This is a genomic window from Wolbachia endosymbiont of Diaphorina citri, assembly GCF_013096535.2.
GTDB lineage: Bacteria > Pseudomonadota > Alphaproteobacteria > Rickettsiales > Anaplasmataceae > Wolbachia.
Genome location: NZ_CP051265.2, coordinates 877,015 through 891,724 on the forward strand (window position 1 = coordinate 877,015; position 14,710 = coordinate 891,724).

16 protein-coding genes and 3 tRNA genes are annotated in these 14,710 nt (G+C 34.3%); 5 read left to right on the forward strand and 14 right to left on the reverse strand.

The window, feature by feature from the left end; genetic code table 11:
• Positions 1–41: 41 nt before the first annotated feature.
• From HGO49_RS03960 to HGO49_RS03975, 4 genes are all read right to left on the reverse strand, one after another.
• A tRNA-Val gene (locus HGO49_RS03960) sits at positions 42–114 on the reverse strand.
• A 64-nt stretch (positions 115–178) separates the two neighbouring features.
• Positions 179–1,045: a tetratricopeptide repeat protein gene (locus HGO49_RS03965; RefSeq protein ID WP_026092620.1), complete on the reverse strand. Its 867-nt coding sequence runs from the start codon at positions 1,043–1,045 to the stop codon at positions 179–181.
• 72 nt (positions 1,046–1,117) lie between these two features.
• Positions 1,118–1,477: a DUF1284 domain-containing protein gene (locus tag HGO49_RS03970; protein ID WP_237398614.1), complete on the reverse strand. Its 360-nt coding sequence runs from the start codon at positions 1,475–1,477 to the stop codon at positions 1,118–1,120.
• A 23-nt stretch (positions 1,478–1,500) separates the two neighbouring features.
• Positions 1,501–2,028: a biotin transporter BioY gene (locus HGO49_RS03975; protein ID WP_017531914.1), complete on the reverse strand. Its 528-nt coding sequence runs from the start codon at positions 2,026–2,028 to the stop codon at positions 1,501–1,503.
• Between the two features lie 112 nt (positions 2,029–2,140).
• Here HGO49_RS03975 and HGO49_RS03980 point away from each other — a divergent pair, with 112 nt between their 5' ends.
• Positions 2,141–2,698, forward strand: coding sequence for a nitroreductase family protein (locus HGO49_RS03980; RefSeq protein WP_160142694.1), 558 nt, complete (start codon positions 2,141–2,143; stop codon positions 2,696–2,698).
• Here HGO49_RS03980 and HGO49_RS03985 read toward each other — a convergent pair.
• Positions 2,674–3,873, reverse strand: a complete 1,200-nt coding sequence (locus HGO49_RS03985; protein ID WP_237398534.1) for a glycoside hydrolase family 5 protein — start codon at positions 3,871–3,873, stop codon at positions 2,674–2,676. The two genes, HGO49_RS03980 and HGO49_RS03985, sit on opposite strands and share 25 nt — an antisense overlap.
• Positions 3,874–3,892: 19 nt before the next feature.
• Between HGO49_RS03985 and dapF the strand changes: the two genes are divergently transcribed.
• Positions 3,893–4,687 carry a diaminopimelate epimerase gene (gene dapF / locus HGO49_RS03990; RefSeq protein WP_026092618.1) on the forward strand — a complete coding sequence of 265 codons (795 nt, stop codon included), beginning with the start codon at positions 3,893–3,895 and terminating at the stop codon, positions 4,685–4,687.
• Between the two features lie 6 nt (positions 4,688–4,693).
• On the opposite strand, the gene sucD is transcribed toward dapF, so the two are convergent.
• The 9 genes from sucD to hemF all read right to left on the reverse strand — a co-directional run bounded on the left by sucD (position 4,694) and on the right by hemF (position 10,263).
• Positions 4,694–5,575 (reverse strand): succinate--CoA ligase subunit alpha, encoded by an 882-nt coding sequence (gene sucD / locus HGO49_RS03995; RefSeq protein WP_017531910.1) that lies wholly within the window; start codon positions 5,573–5,575, stop codon positions 4,694–4,696.
• A gap of 3 nt (positions 5,576–5,578) precedes the next feature.
• The gene (sucC, locus tag HGO49_RS04000; RefSeq protein ID WP_017531909.1) at positions 5,579–6,739 is read right to left on the reverse strand and encodes an ADP-forming succinate--CoA ligase subunit beta; all 1,161 of its coding nucleotides are present in this window, start codon (positions 6,737–6,739) and stop codon (positions 5,579–5,581) included.
• Positions 6,740–6,769: 30 nt separating this feature from the next.
• Positions 6,770–6,970, reverse strand: coding sequence for a 30S ribosomal protein S21 (gene rpsU, locus HGO49_RS04005; RefSeq protein WP_015588134.1), 201 nt, complete (start codon positions 6,968–6,970; stop codon positions 6,770–6,772).
• A gap of 198 nt (positions 6,971–7,168) precedes the next feature.
• Positions 7,169–7,242, reverse strand: a tRNA-Pro gene (locus HGO49_RS04010).
• 122 nt (positions 7,243–7,364) lie between these two features.
• Positions 7,365–8,060, reverse strand: a complete 696-nt coding sequence (locus HGO49_RS04015) for a 16S rRNA (uracil(1498)-N(3))-methyltransferase (RefSeq protein WP_017531908.1) — start codon at positions 8,058–8,060, stop codon at positions 7,365–7,367.
• 32 nt (positions 8,061–8,092) lie between these two features.
• Positions 8,093–8,164, reverse strand: a tRNA-Glu gene (locus tag HGO49_RS04020).
• Positions 8,165–8,224: 60 nt separating this feature from the next.
• Positions 8,225–8,455, reverse strand: coding sequence for a hypothetical protein (locus tag HGO49_RS07310; RefSeq protein ID WP_237398535.1), 231 nt, complete (start codon positions 8,453–8,455; stop codon positions 8,225–8,227).
• 46 nt (positions 8,456–8,501) lie between these two features.
• Entirely contained in the window at positions 8,502–9,356 is an 855-nt protein-coding gene (locus HGO49_RS07315; protein WP_017531906.1) for a hypothetical protein, read from the reverse strand.
• An 82-nt stretch (positions 9,357–9,438) separates the two neighbouring features.
• Positions 9,439–10,263 (reverse strand): oxygen-dependent coproporphyrinogen oxidase, encoded by an 825-nt coding sequence (hemF, locus tag HGO49_RS04035; RefSeq protein ID WP_017531905.1) that lies wholly within the window; start codon positions 10,261–10,263, stop codon positions 9,439–9,441.
• 159 nt (positions 10,264–10,422) lie between these two features.
• Here hemF and HGO49_RS04040 point away from each other — a divergent pair, with 159 nt between their 5' ends.
• The 3 genes from HGO49_RS04040 to HGO49_RS04050 all read left to right on the forward strand — a co-directional run bounded on the left by HGO49_RS04040 (position 10,423) and on the right by HGO49_RS04050 (position 14,703).
• A complete protein-coding gene (locus HGO49_RS04040; protein ID WP_017531904.1) occupies positions 10,423–12,903 on the forward strand; it encodes a response regulator in 2,481 nt (826 codons plus the stop codon).
• A gap of 85 nt (positions 12,904–12,988) precedes the next feature.
• Complete coding sequence (locus HGO49_RS04045) at positions 12,989–13,831, forward strand: ParA family protein (protein WP_017531903.1); 843 nt, start codon at positions 12,989–12,991, stop codon at positions 13,829–13,831.
• Entirely contained in the window at positions 13,828–14,703 is an 876-nt protein-coding gene (locus HGO49_RS04050; RefSeq protein WP_017531902.1) for a ParB/RepB/Spo0J family partition protein, read from the forward strand. The genes HGO49_RS04045 and HGO49_RS04050 overlap by 4 nt, the downstream gene beginning before the upstream one ends.
• The last annotated feature ends 7 nt before the right edge of the window (positions 14,704–14,710 follow it).

A 14,710-nucleotide genomic window follows, 5' to 3' on the forward strand; every position in this document is an offset into this window, starting at 1 on the left:
TCTATACTTTGATTGAAGATATTAACATTTAGTTAGACAAATGGGCAATGACAGACTTGAACTGCCGACCTCCTCGGTGTAAACGAGATGCTCTACCAGCTGAGCTAATTGCCCCTCTAGATATAATTCTATAGTTCAATGTTGTTATTGTAAACAAAAATAGCTATGAAAGTAGCTCTTATGAAATTGCTGGGTGCGCACTATGGAGTTGTATAAATTTTAGTCTTGCTGCTACCTTATATAAAGGTATTCTTTCACTTGCATTTTTTGACATGTTCAACAACTTTAAATAAAATGCTGTAGCATTTTTAAAATCTGAGAGTTTATCTAAAATAACAGCTAAATTATAGATATAAAAAATATTGTTTTGATCTAGAGAAATTGCCTCTGTCATATACTCTCTAGCTTTTACGTAGTCTCCTTTTTTCATATAGGTCAAACCCAAATTTGCTGATAAAGGGGCGTAATTTTTGTGTATATCATACAATTTCAACATTTCACTTAATGCCAAATCAGGATCATATTGTGAGATTATCGTCAGAAAATTTTTAAATATATAGGGGTTATTAGAGTATTCTTTTAACAGTTTTGTGTAAATCTCTATAGCCTTTTTAATTTCTTTATTAGCGTAATAGATATTCCCTAGTCCAATTAAAGCACTTTCATGATAAGGAAATTTTGCGATAATCTGATTAAGGAGAGAAGTAGCTGTCTCATTATCTCCTGATTCAAAGGAGTCTTTTGCTTTTTTTAAAATAGAGTATATATCAAGATTCTTGCCAGAATTCTGCGAAATTTTGATATTAAATTTGTCACTTTTTCTCTCAATCACATCAAGATCTTTATATTTTTTATCAGCTTTTATATGCTTGACAACATTATCGAAGGCCTTTTGTATCTCTAAATTTTTGCTAGCATAGGTAATAGAAGACCTACATAAAATCACAACGCAAATTAACATGCAGATAAACATAGGTCCTAGTGTTGTGGGATTAGTTGCAGCGCGTAACCAGTAAATCTTATTTCTTTGAACTATACGCAACACATTACAAATTCATAAATGCTAAATTACTTATCTAATATAATAATAAAGATATTATTAATTGGCAGACACTATTTAGAATGAGTTCAAAAGAGCGCTTCTGCACATTCCATATTTCTGCCAATTACACCCCTCACATGCGTAGTCGAATTTTTCTAAAGACATTTTCTCTCTAATTCTTTTTACTGCTTCATTCCAGGTTAAAGTCTCTCCAATTTTTATTCCTAAAATTTCCATATGCCTTCTATCTAGCTCTAAAACTTTAGCTTGTGTAGTGCACTCACCTTGTTTTGTCTGATTTGGGCAGGCACTACAGATACTATCAAGATTGCCGACTACTTCGATTTGAGTGCTAATTACTTTACTTGCTATCTTTTTATAATTTTCTACAAAACCCTGAGAATACCCATATCCCCGAAACGCGAGGGTGCACATGAAATGATGAGGGCGGAATTTTATCATTTTTTCAAATATTGCAAAACTGCCACAAGTAGAAAAATTTTTACCAAACCAGGAAGGATAAATGGTAAAACACCTACCATTATTGCTTGTTCCAGACCCAAGTAAACAGCAAGCCAACTAACACCACAAATAAAGATTACAACTGTACCAGCCAGACAACTTAAAGAATTACACACAAATGATTTATACTTAGAGTTCAGTAATTCATTTACTTTGCTCATTACCATAACAGCAGCTGAACAGCCAATTAAATATCCACCTGTTGGCCCTAGAAAAATGTGATAACCACCAGAAAAACTTGCAAGAATAGGCAATCCTGCTGCACCAAGTGATAGATATGTAAGTACAGAATAGAATGCTGTTCTGCAGTTAAATTTAAGCCCAATAAGCATTACCCCCAAAGTTTGCAATGTGATGGGTACAGGCTGCAATGGTACGTTTATTTGAGCCATCAAGAATAAAAGTAAAACGCAAGACAGTATTTCAGCCAGTGTTGATCTACTGCTAGATTGTGTTATAAACATACCTTTCCAATAAAAATAACTTATTAGATTTAATGTATGTCTATAGGTTTTGCAATTTAAATTTTGCTTATATTGTGCTACAATAAATTATTTATGCGCTATTAAAAGTGAAATGACAAGTAAACAAGATCTATTATCGTTGATGAAAGAAAGACACAGCGGACGTTTATACGATCCTACAAGAGCAATATCTCAGAAAGAAATGGATATTTTAATAGAAGCTGTAAGGCTGACTCCCTCATGTTTTGGTGATGAACCTTGGAGATATGTAATATGCAACAAACAGAACAATCAAAGCGCATGGAAAAAATTGCTCGATTGTCTTGATGAATCTAATCAAAAGTGGGCAAAAGATGCACAAGTGTTAATCATATCTTTAAGTGCTAAAAACTTCCGAAAGCCAGACAAAGGGGGAAATTTTTGGGCTAAGCATGATACTGGTGCAGCAAATTATGCACTTATGCTGCAGGCTGCAGCTATGAACTTAATGGCTCATCAAATGGGTGGATTTAATAGAAATAAAATAGTTGAGAGATTCAATATACCTGATGATTTTAATGTAATGTCAGTGATAGCAGTTGGTTACGAAAAAGAGGGTGCTGAAGTCAAAGAAAAACAAAGAAGATCAATAAAAGAAATATTCTTTTATGACGGATGGCCAGCGAGCTGACTTGACCATTCTTCTCTTAATATCTTAAAAATTGGATTATCTGGTAAGTAATACTTTTTCATCCTATCCTCTTCAATTGCTTGCCAATCTTTCCCTGGTAATTTCTTACTTCCAAGTTCATAGTCCATGCTATCCAACGTATCTTCTCGAAAGCCATAAACAGCAAAGTGCCAATTATATTCATTAAAAATAGAAGTAAGATCTTGAAAATAGTGCTCTAATCCTTTTGAACAGCGATGCCCGCCAAACTCTCCAGCAAGGATCTTATAATCTGGTATATTATATCTCTCTTGGAAAATTTTTACGGGTTCTATGTATGATCTTAACTTACCCTTATTCCAGTACTCTACTTTTTTCGCATCAAAAGATTGAATATGCCCAGGGTAGGAAAAGTTACCCTGGTTTAATTTTAAGTTTGTATAAGCAAAAGGCTCATACATGTGAAAAGAATAAAGAGTATTAGAATCACCAACTGGTTTGAATTTATCAAAAGTATTAGAGTCAGCATAACTGCTGCTATCAAGTATTATTGGGGTCTCTGAGTCAACTTGGCGGATACTGTTCACCACGCTGCTATAAAAGCCAAATAGATTCTTTTGAACTTTGCTTTGCTCTACATTATAAATAGCCGAATTTGTGTTATTATAAAGTCTTTCTGGATGTGGTTCATTTAAGATATTATATCCAACAATAGCAGGATGATCTTTAAGCTCTTTCGCAAGATCTTGCCAAAATTTTGCTGCTTGTTTTTGAAAAGCTTGATCTGACCATAAACGTAAATCATCTTTATCGTTATTATTTTGCTTCCATCTAGATCCAGGTAAGCTAAGCATCGTTAATATTACTGGTATTTTTTGTTGATGAAAAGCATCTAAAACATCTTTAAGAACTTTCAGGTCTTTGGAAATCAGGCCCGGATAATTGTCTGCATTGCCTAAGAGGAAGTCACGTTGCGTAGTTTCAAATTTGTCAGGAGCAAGACGAATAAAACCGATTTTGTATTCCTTTGCTGCTTTGATTAAGTCACTATCAACTTTTCTATTGAAAACATTTGCTCCCTTTCTAACTCCAGTTTGCCAAAAGAGCATTTTGCTATTCTCCGGTATTGACTTAGCACTCACATTACAGAAAACTATAGAATACAAAACAGCTGTAATTAGAAGAAAAATTTTCACTTATATAATTTTTACTATAATGATGAGCAACTTAACGGATAAAATTCCTTTTGTAAAGATGCACGGAACTGGTAACAACTTCGTTATCATAGACTCACGTTCAACAGATGATTTAAATTGGAACTATAAAAAAATTGCTAACCAAGATAGTTACGATCAAGTTATAGTGATAACAAACTCCAGTTTAGCCGATTGCTTTATGCATATCTATAATGCTGATGGTAGAAAAGTTGAAATGTGCGGAAACGCGGCACGCTGTGTTGGGTATTTGATAATGTCAGAAAAAGGTGCTGAATATATCACTATTGAGTTGGTAAATAATCGTATCTTAGAATGTTTTAAAGTAGGTGATAAATCCATAAAGGTTAACATGGGTAAACCTTTGCTAAAATGGTATGAAATTCCCTTATCTACTGAGTGCAACACTCTTCACTTACCCATAGAGATTGAAATGCTAAAAGAGCCAGTTGCAGTAAATATTGGTAATCCTCACATAGTTTTTTTTGTTGATAACATAAGCGAAATACCATTGCAGAATTTAGGACCAAAGCTAGAAAATCACGAATTATTTCCTCAGAAAACAAATGTTAGTATTGCACAAATAGAAAAATCTGGAGAAATAAACTTAAGAGTTTGGGAAAGAGGAACAGGTATTACTGCTTCATGCGGTAGTGCGGCTTGTGCAGCATTTGTTGCATCTATACTTCGTAAGTGTTTGACTACTAAACAAACTTCAGTACATTTACCAGGAGGTCAGTTACTGATTGAGTGGTCAAAAAATATACTGATGACTGGGGATATAGGGTTTTTATGACTTAGACTAGGCACTGACACTCATTACTTCTAATACCTTTTTACCAATCACAGCAGGGGTTTCTGCAATCGCAACCCCAGCACTGCGCATAACCTCTAACTTTGTACCAGCACTTCCGCCACTAGAGGAGATAATAGCACCAGCGTGCCCCATACGTCTCCCTGGAGGTGCTGTTTGGCCAGCTACAAATCCAACAATTGGTTTTTTAGTTTTTTCCGCCTTTATAAAATGCGATACATCCTCTTCTTCATTTCCACCTATTTCACCAATAACTACAATACCATGAGTATCATCGTCTTTTAAAAATAACTCCATACAGTCAACAAACGTCATACCGTGAACAGGATCACCTCCAATTCCTATACATGTTGACTGACCAAAACCAACAGCGGTTGTTTGTGCTACTGCCTCGTAAGTTAAAGTTCCGGAGCGAGACATAATTCCTATGTGTCCACGCTTATGGATATGGCCAGGCATAATTCCTATTTTGCATTCTTCAGGTGTAATAATTCCCGGGCAGTTGGGACCAATCAATCGGCTTTTTGAGCCAGTAAGTGTATTCTTCACTTTCACCATATCAAGTATAGGAATGCCCTCTGTAATACAAATTATCAATTCTATTTTTGCATCTATTGCTTCAAGTATTGCAGCAGCAGCAAATTTAGCAGGTACATATATAACTGTAGCATTTGCACCGGTTTTTTCTTTGGCTTCTGCTACAGTATTAAAAACCGGTAAATTAAGGTGAGTGCTACCACCCTTTCCAGGAGTTACACCTCCCACCATTTTCGTTCCGTAATCAATTGCTTGCTCTGAATGAAATGTGCCTTGTGCACCAGTAAAACCCTGGCATATTAATCTTGTATCTTTATTTACTAAAATGGACATGCTCTACTTCACCTCTTGTACTATTTTCTGTGCAGCCTCGTCAAGTTCATCTGCAGCAATAATATTTAGCCCTGACTCTTCTAAAATTCTTTTTCCTTCTTTGAAGTTAGTGCCTGATAATCTAACCACTAGAGGAACTTTAATGCTCATTTCTTTTGCAGCCGCAACAATTCCACTTGCAATAATATCGCAACGCATTATACCACCAAATATGTTAACCAGAATTCCTTTTACGTTGCTATCAGACAATATGATTTTGAATGCTTCAGTTACAGTTTCTTTACTCGCTCCACCACCAACATCCAAAAAGTTAGCAGGCTCTGCTCCGTAGTATTTTATTATATCCATTGTTGCCATAGCAAGACCTGCACCGTTTACCATGCAACCAATACTGCCATCCATTTTGATGTAACTGAGCCCATACTTTGAAGCCTCTATCTCTTCTTTCACTTCTTCATCATAATCACGAAGTTCCATAATTTTTGGGTGACGATATAAAGCATTGTCATCGAAATTAATTTTCGCATCGAGCGCAATGAAATCTCCAGAACTTGTTTCAACCAGTGGATTAACTTCAATTTGGCTCGCGTCAGTTGTAATAAACGCATCATATATATTTTTTGCAATATTCGTTATCTTTCCTATTTGTTCTGAACTCAGATTAAAGCTATTACAAAGCTTATTGTTATCAAGACTTGTAAAACCAGTAGCAGGGTCAATATCAAACTTCACAATTTTTGTAGGAGAATTTTTTGCCACTTCTTCGATATCCATTCCACCTTCTGAAGAAAATATAAATACTAGCCTGCTAAGCTTTGGATCGACTACTAGACTCAAATAGTACTCTTTCTTAATGCTTGAGCCTTCTTCAATGTACACTTTTCTTACTTGCTGCCCGCTTGGCCCTGTTTGATGAGTAACTAAAGTCATACCAATCATGTCCTCTACAAACTGTTGAGTTTCTTCAACTGACTTTGCTAGCTTTACGCCACCGGCTTTACCCCTACCACCTGCATGAATTTGAGCTTTAACCACAAACACATCAGATTTTAGTTGATTTATTTGAGTTTCTACTCCTTCTGCAGATGTAGCAACAAAACCCTTTGGTACCGGGACATTAAACTTGTGTAAAATTTCCTTTGCTTGATATTCGTGAATATTCATAAGATAACTAATTATTAACCTTAGTAAAAACTACCAACCATAACGCTGTCTTCTGCATTCTTGCTGATACCTCTTTTTCCTTGCTTCAGCTTTTTTTTTAGCTGTTTTCTCTGATTTCTTTTCGTGATATTTTTTTTTCATTTTGAGCCCTCTTCCTTCCTTTTGAATTATTTTTTTCAACACTGGAAGAGCTCTATCTACATCACCATAATGGACTGATACTTCAATCAAACTCTATACCTCCTTCGGTAATCACTTCAAAATCCATTTATAAATTAGAAAATTAACATTGTCAATTATTTTATAAACTTGAGCGATAGAATATGATATGCAGTGATTCATATGAAAAAAGCTTCATTCTGCTGTCAATCATTTACTTGCTGATAAAAATTGCTCTTAGGTTACAGTGCTCTTGTAATTTTTCTAATCTCGGGGCGGAGAGATTTGAACTCCCGACCCTTTGGTCCCAAACCAAATGCGCTACCAGGCTGCGCTACGCCCCGACTTCTTTACTAAGAGTATCGATAGTTCGGAAAAATGCAAGTTTCATTTATTTCTTTTAGGAAAAATATAATGCAGATTTCTTTATATAGAGTGTCAAGTTGCACTAGCCATATTAAAAAATCTAGCTATACCAATTGGTGAAGGTTAATGCAGCAACTACAGCAGTATCAACTCTCAAAATTCTTTTTCCTAGACTCAGTTTCTGACAAAATTTATTGGCAGAATCAAGTTCGTAGGATGAAAAACCACCTTCGGGGCCAACAATAATAGCAACGTTTTTCTTGCCTTTTAGAACTTTATTAGGAGGTTGTCCTTCACCTGTTTCATCACACAAAACAAAATTTTTATTCTGAGAATCGTATAATTCACAAAAATTAATAGGAAAAAAAACCTGTGGTATACTTGTCCTACCGGATTGTTCCGCAGCTTCAATTGCCTGTAATTTCGCTCTACTTAGGTTAATGTTTTTTACTACTGTACGTTCTGTTGAAATAAATTGAATGCAGGTTACTCCCATTTCAGTTGCTTGTCTTACTATGTTGCTTAAGGCGCCGCTTTTTACCAGAGCACAATACAAATATAGATTTTTTTCATGTTGTTGTTGTTTAGTGCGTTCTTTTATTATAATTTTTGTCGATTTACTTGATATATTCACTACTTCTCCTAACCATTCTCCATCCTTTCCATTAAAAAGATAGAGGTTATCATGCTTCTTAAGCCGCATTACATTGTAAATATAGTGACTTTGTCGTGGATGAAGCGCCAAACTTACATTTTGTGATAAAGCTTCTTCAACATAAAGCCTAATTTTTTTCATTCAAAACTTTAGTTATTTTCATTCTGTTTGAGTGACTCTTACGGGATTTGAACCCGTGTTACCACCGTGAAAGGGTGGTGTCCTAACCACTAGACGAAAGAGTCGACTTGAATCTAACTGAATTATATCGATTATACATATAAAGTCAATTCAATTATTTTGAATCACACAGTTAGAGTAGTGATTTTATATCGACAGCCTCCTATTACTCCATGTTCAATGTTTACTGAACCTATCTCAGATTTAGGAGCTTTAGATCCTAATTCTAATTTTTGTTCAACTTTTGTATCTGAATCATAGCCAGAATCGTATCCAGAATCTCTACGCTCAAAATTTTGCCTTATTTCTTTTTCGTTAAAGCCAGCCTTGGTCTTGACTCGTTGGCTTATTAGCACTTTGCTCATTTAGTTTTACTTGCAAATTATTCACTTTATCCTGCACTCATCCATGATAAGTCCCAGAATTATCTTTTATATGTTTTGCTTGTCTTTCTGATCTCTTTTTCGATAAATCTACCTTAGCATAAATAGGCTCTGGTTGCTCTTTATGATTTAAGCTAGTGGGCTTTTTTTGCTCTGAGAAATCATCTACATCTTCATAAATAGGTTCTCCTGATATACTAGAACAACCACTATCTTTCAATGATAAATTTTCAGTAGATCTTTTATGCGAATCATATACTTCAGCATAAATGGATTCTTCCGATACGCTCAACTCTTCTAATGAGTTACTAACCTTAGCGTCATATACCTCATCATAAATGGGCTCTTTTAAAAGTAAAATATCATCATGCTCAAAAATTATAGGAGGTTTTTTAGGTGAGTTGGCCTTAAATTTTAGCTCTACTTCCTCTTTAAGCTTGTCACAACTTTCCGTTTGTTTCAAAATCTCCAATATTTCTTTTCTTTCTTTTTTTATTAGCTCACCAAGCACTAAACAACATTTTTCTTTACGATCTTTGAGACTGTCCTTATCTCCGTAATGCATAGCTTCTGATGCTATTTTGTATTGAAGGATTACATTTCCTATACTATTATTTATTTCATTAATATTTGCTCCAGCACTAATAAGTAACGTAATTACATTATGATCAAGATTTGTTACTGCATACTCTAAAGCTCGATTTAAAGTTTGATCATTATTCAAGTCAAATGACCCCTTGTTCCTAAAAGGATTAATTCTAGAAAAGAGTTTTTCAAAGATGTTTACTATATTATGAAGACTTAAAGCTAGCCTCACGCCTCTTATATTGCTATTTCTAGCAGATTTAATTAAAAAACTATCTACTATACCCATGATTGTACCCCTCTATACAAAAGCTCACCATTGTGGTACAATTTAAAACTATAACGATTTATTTTATATTAATAACCGCTTTTCACACCCACTTAACAAGAGGCGGCATCGACATCATAATTGCATCGGGGTTACCATTAGTCATTAAACCAAACCTTGTACCACGATCATAAAGAAGATTGAACTCTACATATCTGCCACGTTTTATCAATTGTTCTTCTCGTTGTTCTTTTGTCCAAGATTTTTGCATATGTTTGTGTATGATGTGTAAGTAAATTTCTAAAAAGGCTTCACCTACTGCTTTTGTGAACTCAAAATTATTTTTCCAATCGTCAGAAGTTAGATTGTCATAAAAAATTCCACCAATACCACGTGGCTCTTTTCTATGTTGTAAAAAAAAGTAATCATCACATTGCTTTTTAAATTTCGGATAATATTCGATGTTGAACTCATCGCAAGTTGCTTTAATTGATTCGTGAATATACTTGCAATCTCCCTCATCTTTATAAATTGGAGTAAAGTCCATTCCTCCACCAAACCATTGTTTTGAGGTATATATCAGCCTTGTGTTCATATGTGCTGCAGGGATAAGGGGAGATTGCATGTGAGACACTAAAGATATACCGCTTGCCCAAAACTCTCCATTGCTTTCACTTGCACCAGGAATTTCATTAATGGCTGAGTCTGCGAGCTTTCCGTATACTCTTGAAACGTTTACTCCAACTTTTTCAAAAATATTACCAAAGATAATTGTAGATTCACCACTTCCTCCACCTGGTCGGTTCCACTTTCTTTTTTCGATCTTTGGCTCTGCGGATGGTTGTTTTTCAATTAATAAGAAAGATTCTATGATCTTATCTCTTAGTGCGCAGAACCATTCAAATGCTTGTGTCCTTTCTTTTTCCATAATGCCTTCTGTTGGCTTATTAATATTATTGTACTCTATATTTACAGGACTTAATTAGATTGGGATAGTAACTACCCATCAAGGATGTTAATAAATCTATAATAATTAAATCAATATAGTAGAATATTTTTATATGTGCAAGGATGCCAAGCAATAATAATGAGTAAAAGATACATAGATAACAAAAAAGAGAACAGAGTTGACTTCATACTAAGAAATTATGGGGTGTCAATTATTGTGATGGCAGTCATTATGTTCTTACCTCCAATAGCAATATCAGTACTCTATTTTTCTAATGTATATAGTCAGCATGTTAATATAGAGATTAATTTATTAATTAGCATTCTAATGACTCTCTTTGTGGTATATAGTATAAAACGTTACAAGTATCTACTTAATATCATAGAATTTCAAAATGCAATATTTGCAAATGCGCTGAATCATAATACAGAGTTTTGTCTCATTTTACATAAAGATGAGGGTATTATTTATGCTGATGCAAGGTTCTATGAAAGGTTTAAAGATCACATAAACGATGATGTTACGCTAGATAAAATTCTTGAAGCAGGAGATGTTTCAGAAAAAGACAGAAAATCACTCTATCATGCGTTAAGAAATAACACTTCTGTAAAAGTATGCATTTCCTTAAGCAAGAAGAGTAGAATATCTAACTTTCTTTTGCTCTCTGAACCAATACCGGATAATCCACAAATTGCTATAAATAGTAATAAGACTTTAAATTTATCATTAGCCCCAATAGCAAGACCGAATGGGTATTTTGTACTGAAGGCAACACAGGTAAACAAAGAGCAGGTATATGAAGAGTTGATAGAGAAACACAATATAGCAACTTACGTTGCAAATACAAAAGGAGGTATCTTATCTGTAAATAAAAGATTTTTAGACATGTTTGAACTAAAAAAATTGGAAAAAGGTAGCTCAATCAATGATTTTATATCTCAATCTAAGTATGACGATACAATAACCAAAAATGAAATTATGTTTTTTACTATAAGCGGTGCTCCATTTAAGGCTTATATGAGTACTGCTATATTTTGTGATAAATACAATCATAGCTATATACACGGCTTTATAACACCAACTGAATCAAATATTGTTGATTATCAACTACACCCTTGTTTTACAAATTCGTCAATTGCTATTGCACAATGCGACATAAATGGCAATTTTATAAAGAAAAATATAGCATTAGTAAAACTTGCGGGGTCAAATAATGGTTCTATCTTTGCATTGATATCAGATGGTTATCATATGAAAGTGCGTGAATATTTTTCAAGTAATAGGATAAATAATGCGTCCTTTGATGTGCAGCTCAATAGCGGTAATAACATGAAAATATATTTTAATAAGTTTCTTCATAATAAAGTGATGTTCATACTTTGTTATTTTATTGATAATACTGAACGTAAAAAACTAGAGATAAAACTTGAGCATTATCAAAAGGTGCAAGCTATAGGGCAGTTAGCAGGTGGTATTGCACATGATTTCAATAATATATTAACCGGAATAATAGGGTTTTGTGATTTGCTTTTACTCCAGCACTCAGCTAGCGATCCATCTTTTGGAGATATAATACAGATACAGCAAAATGCAAAACGTGGATCAAATTTAGTAAGACAACTGCTTGCTTTTTCAAGAAGACAGACTTTGCAGCCAAAGATTATTAATGTAAATGGTACGATAGCTAATCTTTATGAAATGATCAAAAGATTAATAGGTGAAAATATAAAATTTAATATTTATTATGGTAGCGATTTGGGTGCTGTTAGGGCTGACCAAGGACAATTAGAGCAAGTTATGCTTAACTTAGCAGTTAATGCTAGTGCTGCTATGGAAAAGGGGGGAGAGTTAACTATACGAACCTTTAATCAAAAGGTTGATTCATTAAATTCTACACCTCAGGATATGTTTTCTCCAGATAAGGAAACGATTGAACATGGGAATTATGTTGTGATCGAAGTGATTGATACTGGATGTGGAATGACGAGTGATATAATTGAAAAGGCATTTGATCCATTTTTTTCTACCAAAGATATTACTTCTGGTACAGGTCTTGGCCTCTCTACTGTATATGGCATTATTAAACAAACCGAAGGATACATCTATGTTGCTAGCAAAGTGAATCATGGAGCTAAATTTAGCATATTTTTGCCCGTAGTTTACATATCGGATGAAAATGATAAAGAAGAAGATAGTAAAGAAATAGAGAAACCAGTAGAGATTAAAGGTAATGGTATAATTTTATTAATTGAAGATGAAGATTCAGTAAGGGAATTTACTGCTAAGGCTCTTACAAGAAAAGGATTTAATGTAATAGAAGCGAGTATAGGCAGCGAGGCACTAGAGATCATTAGAAAAAAAAATCAACACATAGATCTAATAATCACTGATGTAATCATGCCAGAGGTGAGTGGTCCAGAAATAGTTAAAGAAACATTGATACATAGACCAAACATCAAAGTTATTTTTATTTCTGGATATGCAGAGGATGCTTTTTTAAAGAGCGATGAAATCAATATAGAAGACTTCCATTTTTTACCCAAACCATTTACTCTGAATGAGCTAGGAAATAAGGTTCAAAGTGTGTTACACAAGACAAAAAAAGGCAGTTTACTTTGATCATTATTGGCAACAAAAAAAAATTCTAATGCAAAAATTTCTTGCATATATACAATAGAGTTATTTTATACATAAGATAAAAGGCGTGAGCAAGATCATTGCAATAGTAAATCAAAAGGGTGGAGTTGGTAAAACTACAACTAGTATAAATTTATCAACAGCCTTTGCTGCTGTGGGAAAAAGTACTTTACTGGTAGATCTTGACCCTCAAGGAAATGCTAGTACAGGACTTGGGATTTCTTATCGTAGCAGGGAAGAAAAAAATATATATAAAATACTGCTGAGCAGCGAAAGTGAATTGGTGGAATCTGCAATTTTCAATATAAAGGAAATTCCAAATCTATCGCTGATTTCATCAGTGGTTGACTTATCAGCTGCAGAAATTGAGCTATCACAACTTGAGCAGGGAAAATTCGTACTAAAAGATACGCTGGAGAAAGTACGTAATAATTATGAGTACATAATCATCGACTGTCCTCCATCACTTGGTCTGCTTACTATCAATGCCCTGACCGCTGCTGACTCTATTATTGTTCCTCTCCAGTGTGAATTTTTCGCTCTGGAAGGATTGAGCCATTTAGTTAAAACTGTAGAGCTAATAAAAAGAAATAACCTAAACCCTTTCCTGTTAATAGAAGGAATATTGCTCACAATGTATGACAGACGCAACAAACTTAGTGAGCAGATTAAAAATGATATTTGCCAGTATTTAAGTGATAAAGTATATAAAACTATTATCCCATTGTATGAGACCATTATTCCACGTAATGTACGGTTATCAGAAGCGCCTTCTCATGGAAAACCTGCTATTGTATATGATCTTAAGTGTCCTGGTGCACAAGCATATATAAGTTTGGCAAAAGAAATTTTAAAGAAACATATGAGCATCTGTAAAGAGAAAAAGCTGATAAGTGAAGGTGCAGCGTGAAGGACAGTAGGCGTTTAGGTAGAGGTCTTGCTGGCCTCATAGGCAATAATTATGATAATAAAGAAGATCGACAAGAGTATTTGCCTATTTCATTACTGCACCCAAGCAAATTTCAACCGAGAAAACATTTTGACGAGGAGTCATTAAGAGAACTTGCAAATTCGATAAAGAAAAGTGGCATTATACAGCCTATCGTGGTACGCAAAGATTCAAATGATGATGGTTACGAAATAATAGCTGGGGAACGTCGTTGGCGAGCAAGCAAGATTGCAAATCTTGATAGTGCACCCGTTATCATAAAAGATCTGAGCAACAAGGAATGCTTGGAAGTATCCATTATTGAAAACATACAAAGGCAAGATATTAATCCAATAGAAGAAGGTGAAGCATATAGTAGACTAATAGATGAATTCTCCTATAAACATGAAGAATTAGCCTTAATTTTAGGCAAAAGCCGCAGTCACATAACCAATATGATTCGAATGTTATCACTTCCTGATGGAGTAAAAACAATGATCAACGAGAAAAAATTGTCTATGGGCCATGCAAGAGCGCTGGTTAATGTTAAAAATGCGGAAAGTATTGCAAAGAGAATAGTTTCTCAGGGCCTGAGCGTTAGACGAACTGAAAAATTGATAAAAGACTTACAACAAAATAATGATCAAAAAGAGCATAAGTGTACTAAAAATCAAGATATGGCAGTACTAGAAGGAGCTATATATTCTCAGCTTGGGTTAAAGATCAAAATTAATGACAGTAATTCTAAGGGTAAAGTCATGATACGTTATAACAACTCAAATGAATTGGATTTTATATTGAAAATTTTGAATAGAAAACTTGAATCAGCTATTAATGTCGAAAGTAGCTCATAGGAATTTC

Coding starts and splice junctions, on each gene's coding strand:
- HGO49_RS03970 (WP_237398614.1), bottom strand. CDS start 1,477: ATGTGCACCCTCGCGTTTCGGGGATATGGGTATTCTCAGGGTTTTGTA.
- HGO49_RS03975 (WP_017531914.1), bottom strand. CDS start 2,028: ATGTTTATAACACAATCTAGCAGTAGATCAACACTGGCTGAAATACTG.
- HGO49_RS03980 (WP_160142694.1), top strand. CDS start 2,141: ATGACAAGTAAACAAGATCTATTATCGTTGATGAAAGAAAGACACAGC.
- dapF (WP_026092618.1), top strand. CDS start 3,893: ATGATGAGCAACTTAACGGATAAAATTCCTTTTGTAAAGATGCACGGA.
- sucD (WP_017531910.1), bottom strand. CDS start 5,575: ATGTCCATTTTAGTAAATAAAGATACAAGATTAATATGCCAGGGTTTT.
- sucC (WP_017531909.1), bottom strand. CDS start 6,739: ATGAATATTCACGAATATCAAGCAAAGGAAATTTTACACAAGTTTAAT.
- HGO49_RS04015 (WP_017531908.1), bottom strand. CDS start 8,060: ATGAAAAAAATTAGGCTTTATGTTGAAGAAGCTTTATCACAAAATGTA.
- HGO49_RS07315 (WP_017531906.1), bottom strand. CDS start 9,356: ATGGGTATAGTAGATAGTTTTTTAATTAAATCTGCTAGAAATAGCAAT.
- hemF (WP_017531905.1), bottom strand. CDS start 10,263: ATGGAAAAAGAAAGGACACAAGCATTTGAATGGTTCTGCGCACTAAGA.
- HGO49_RS04040 (WP_017531904.1), top strand. CDS start 10,423: ATGAGTAAAAGATACATAGATAACAAAAAAGAGAACAGAGTTGACTTC.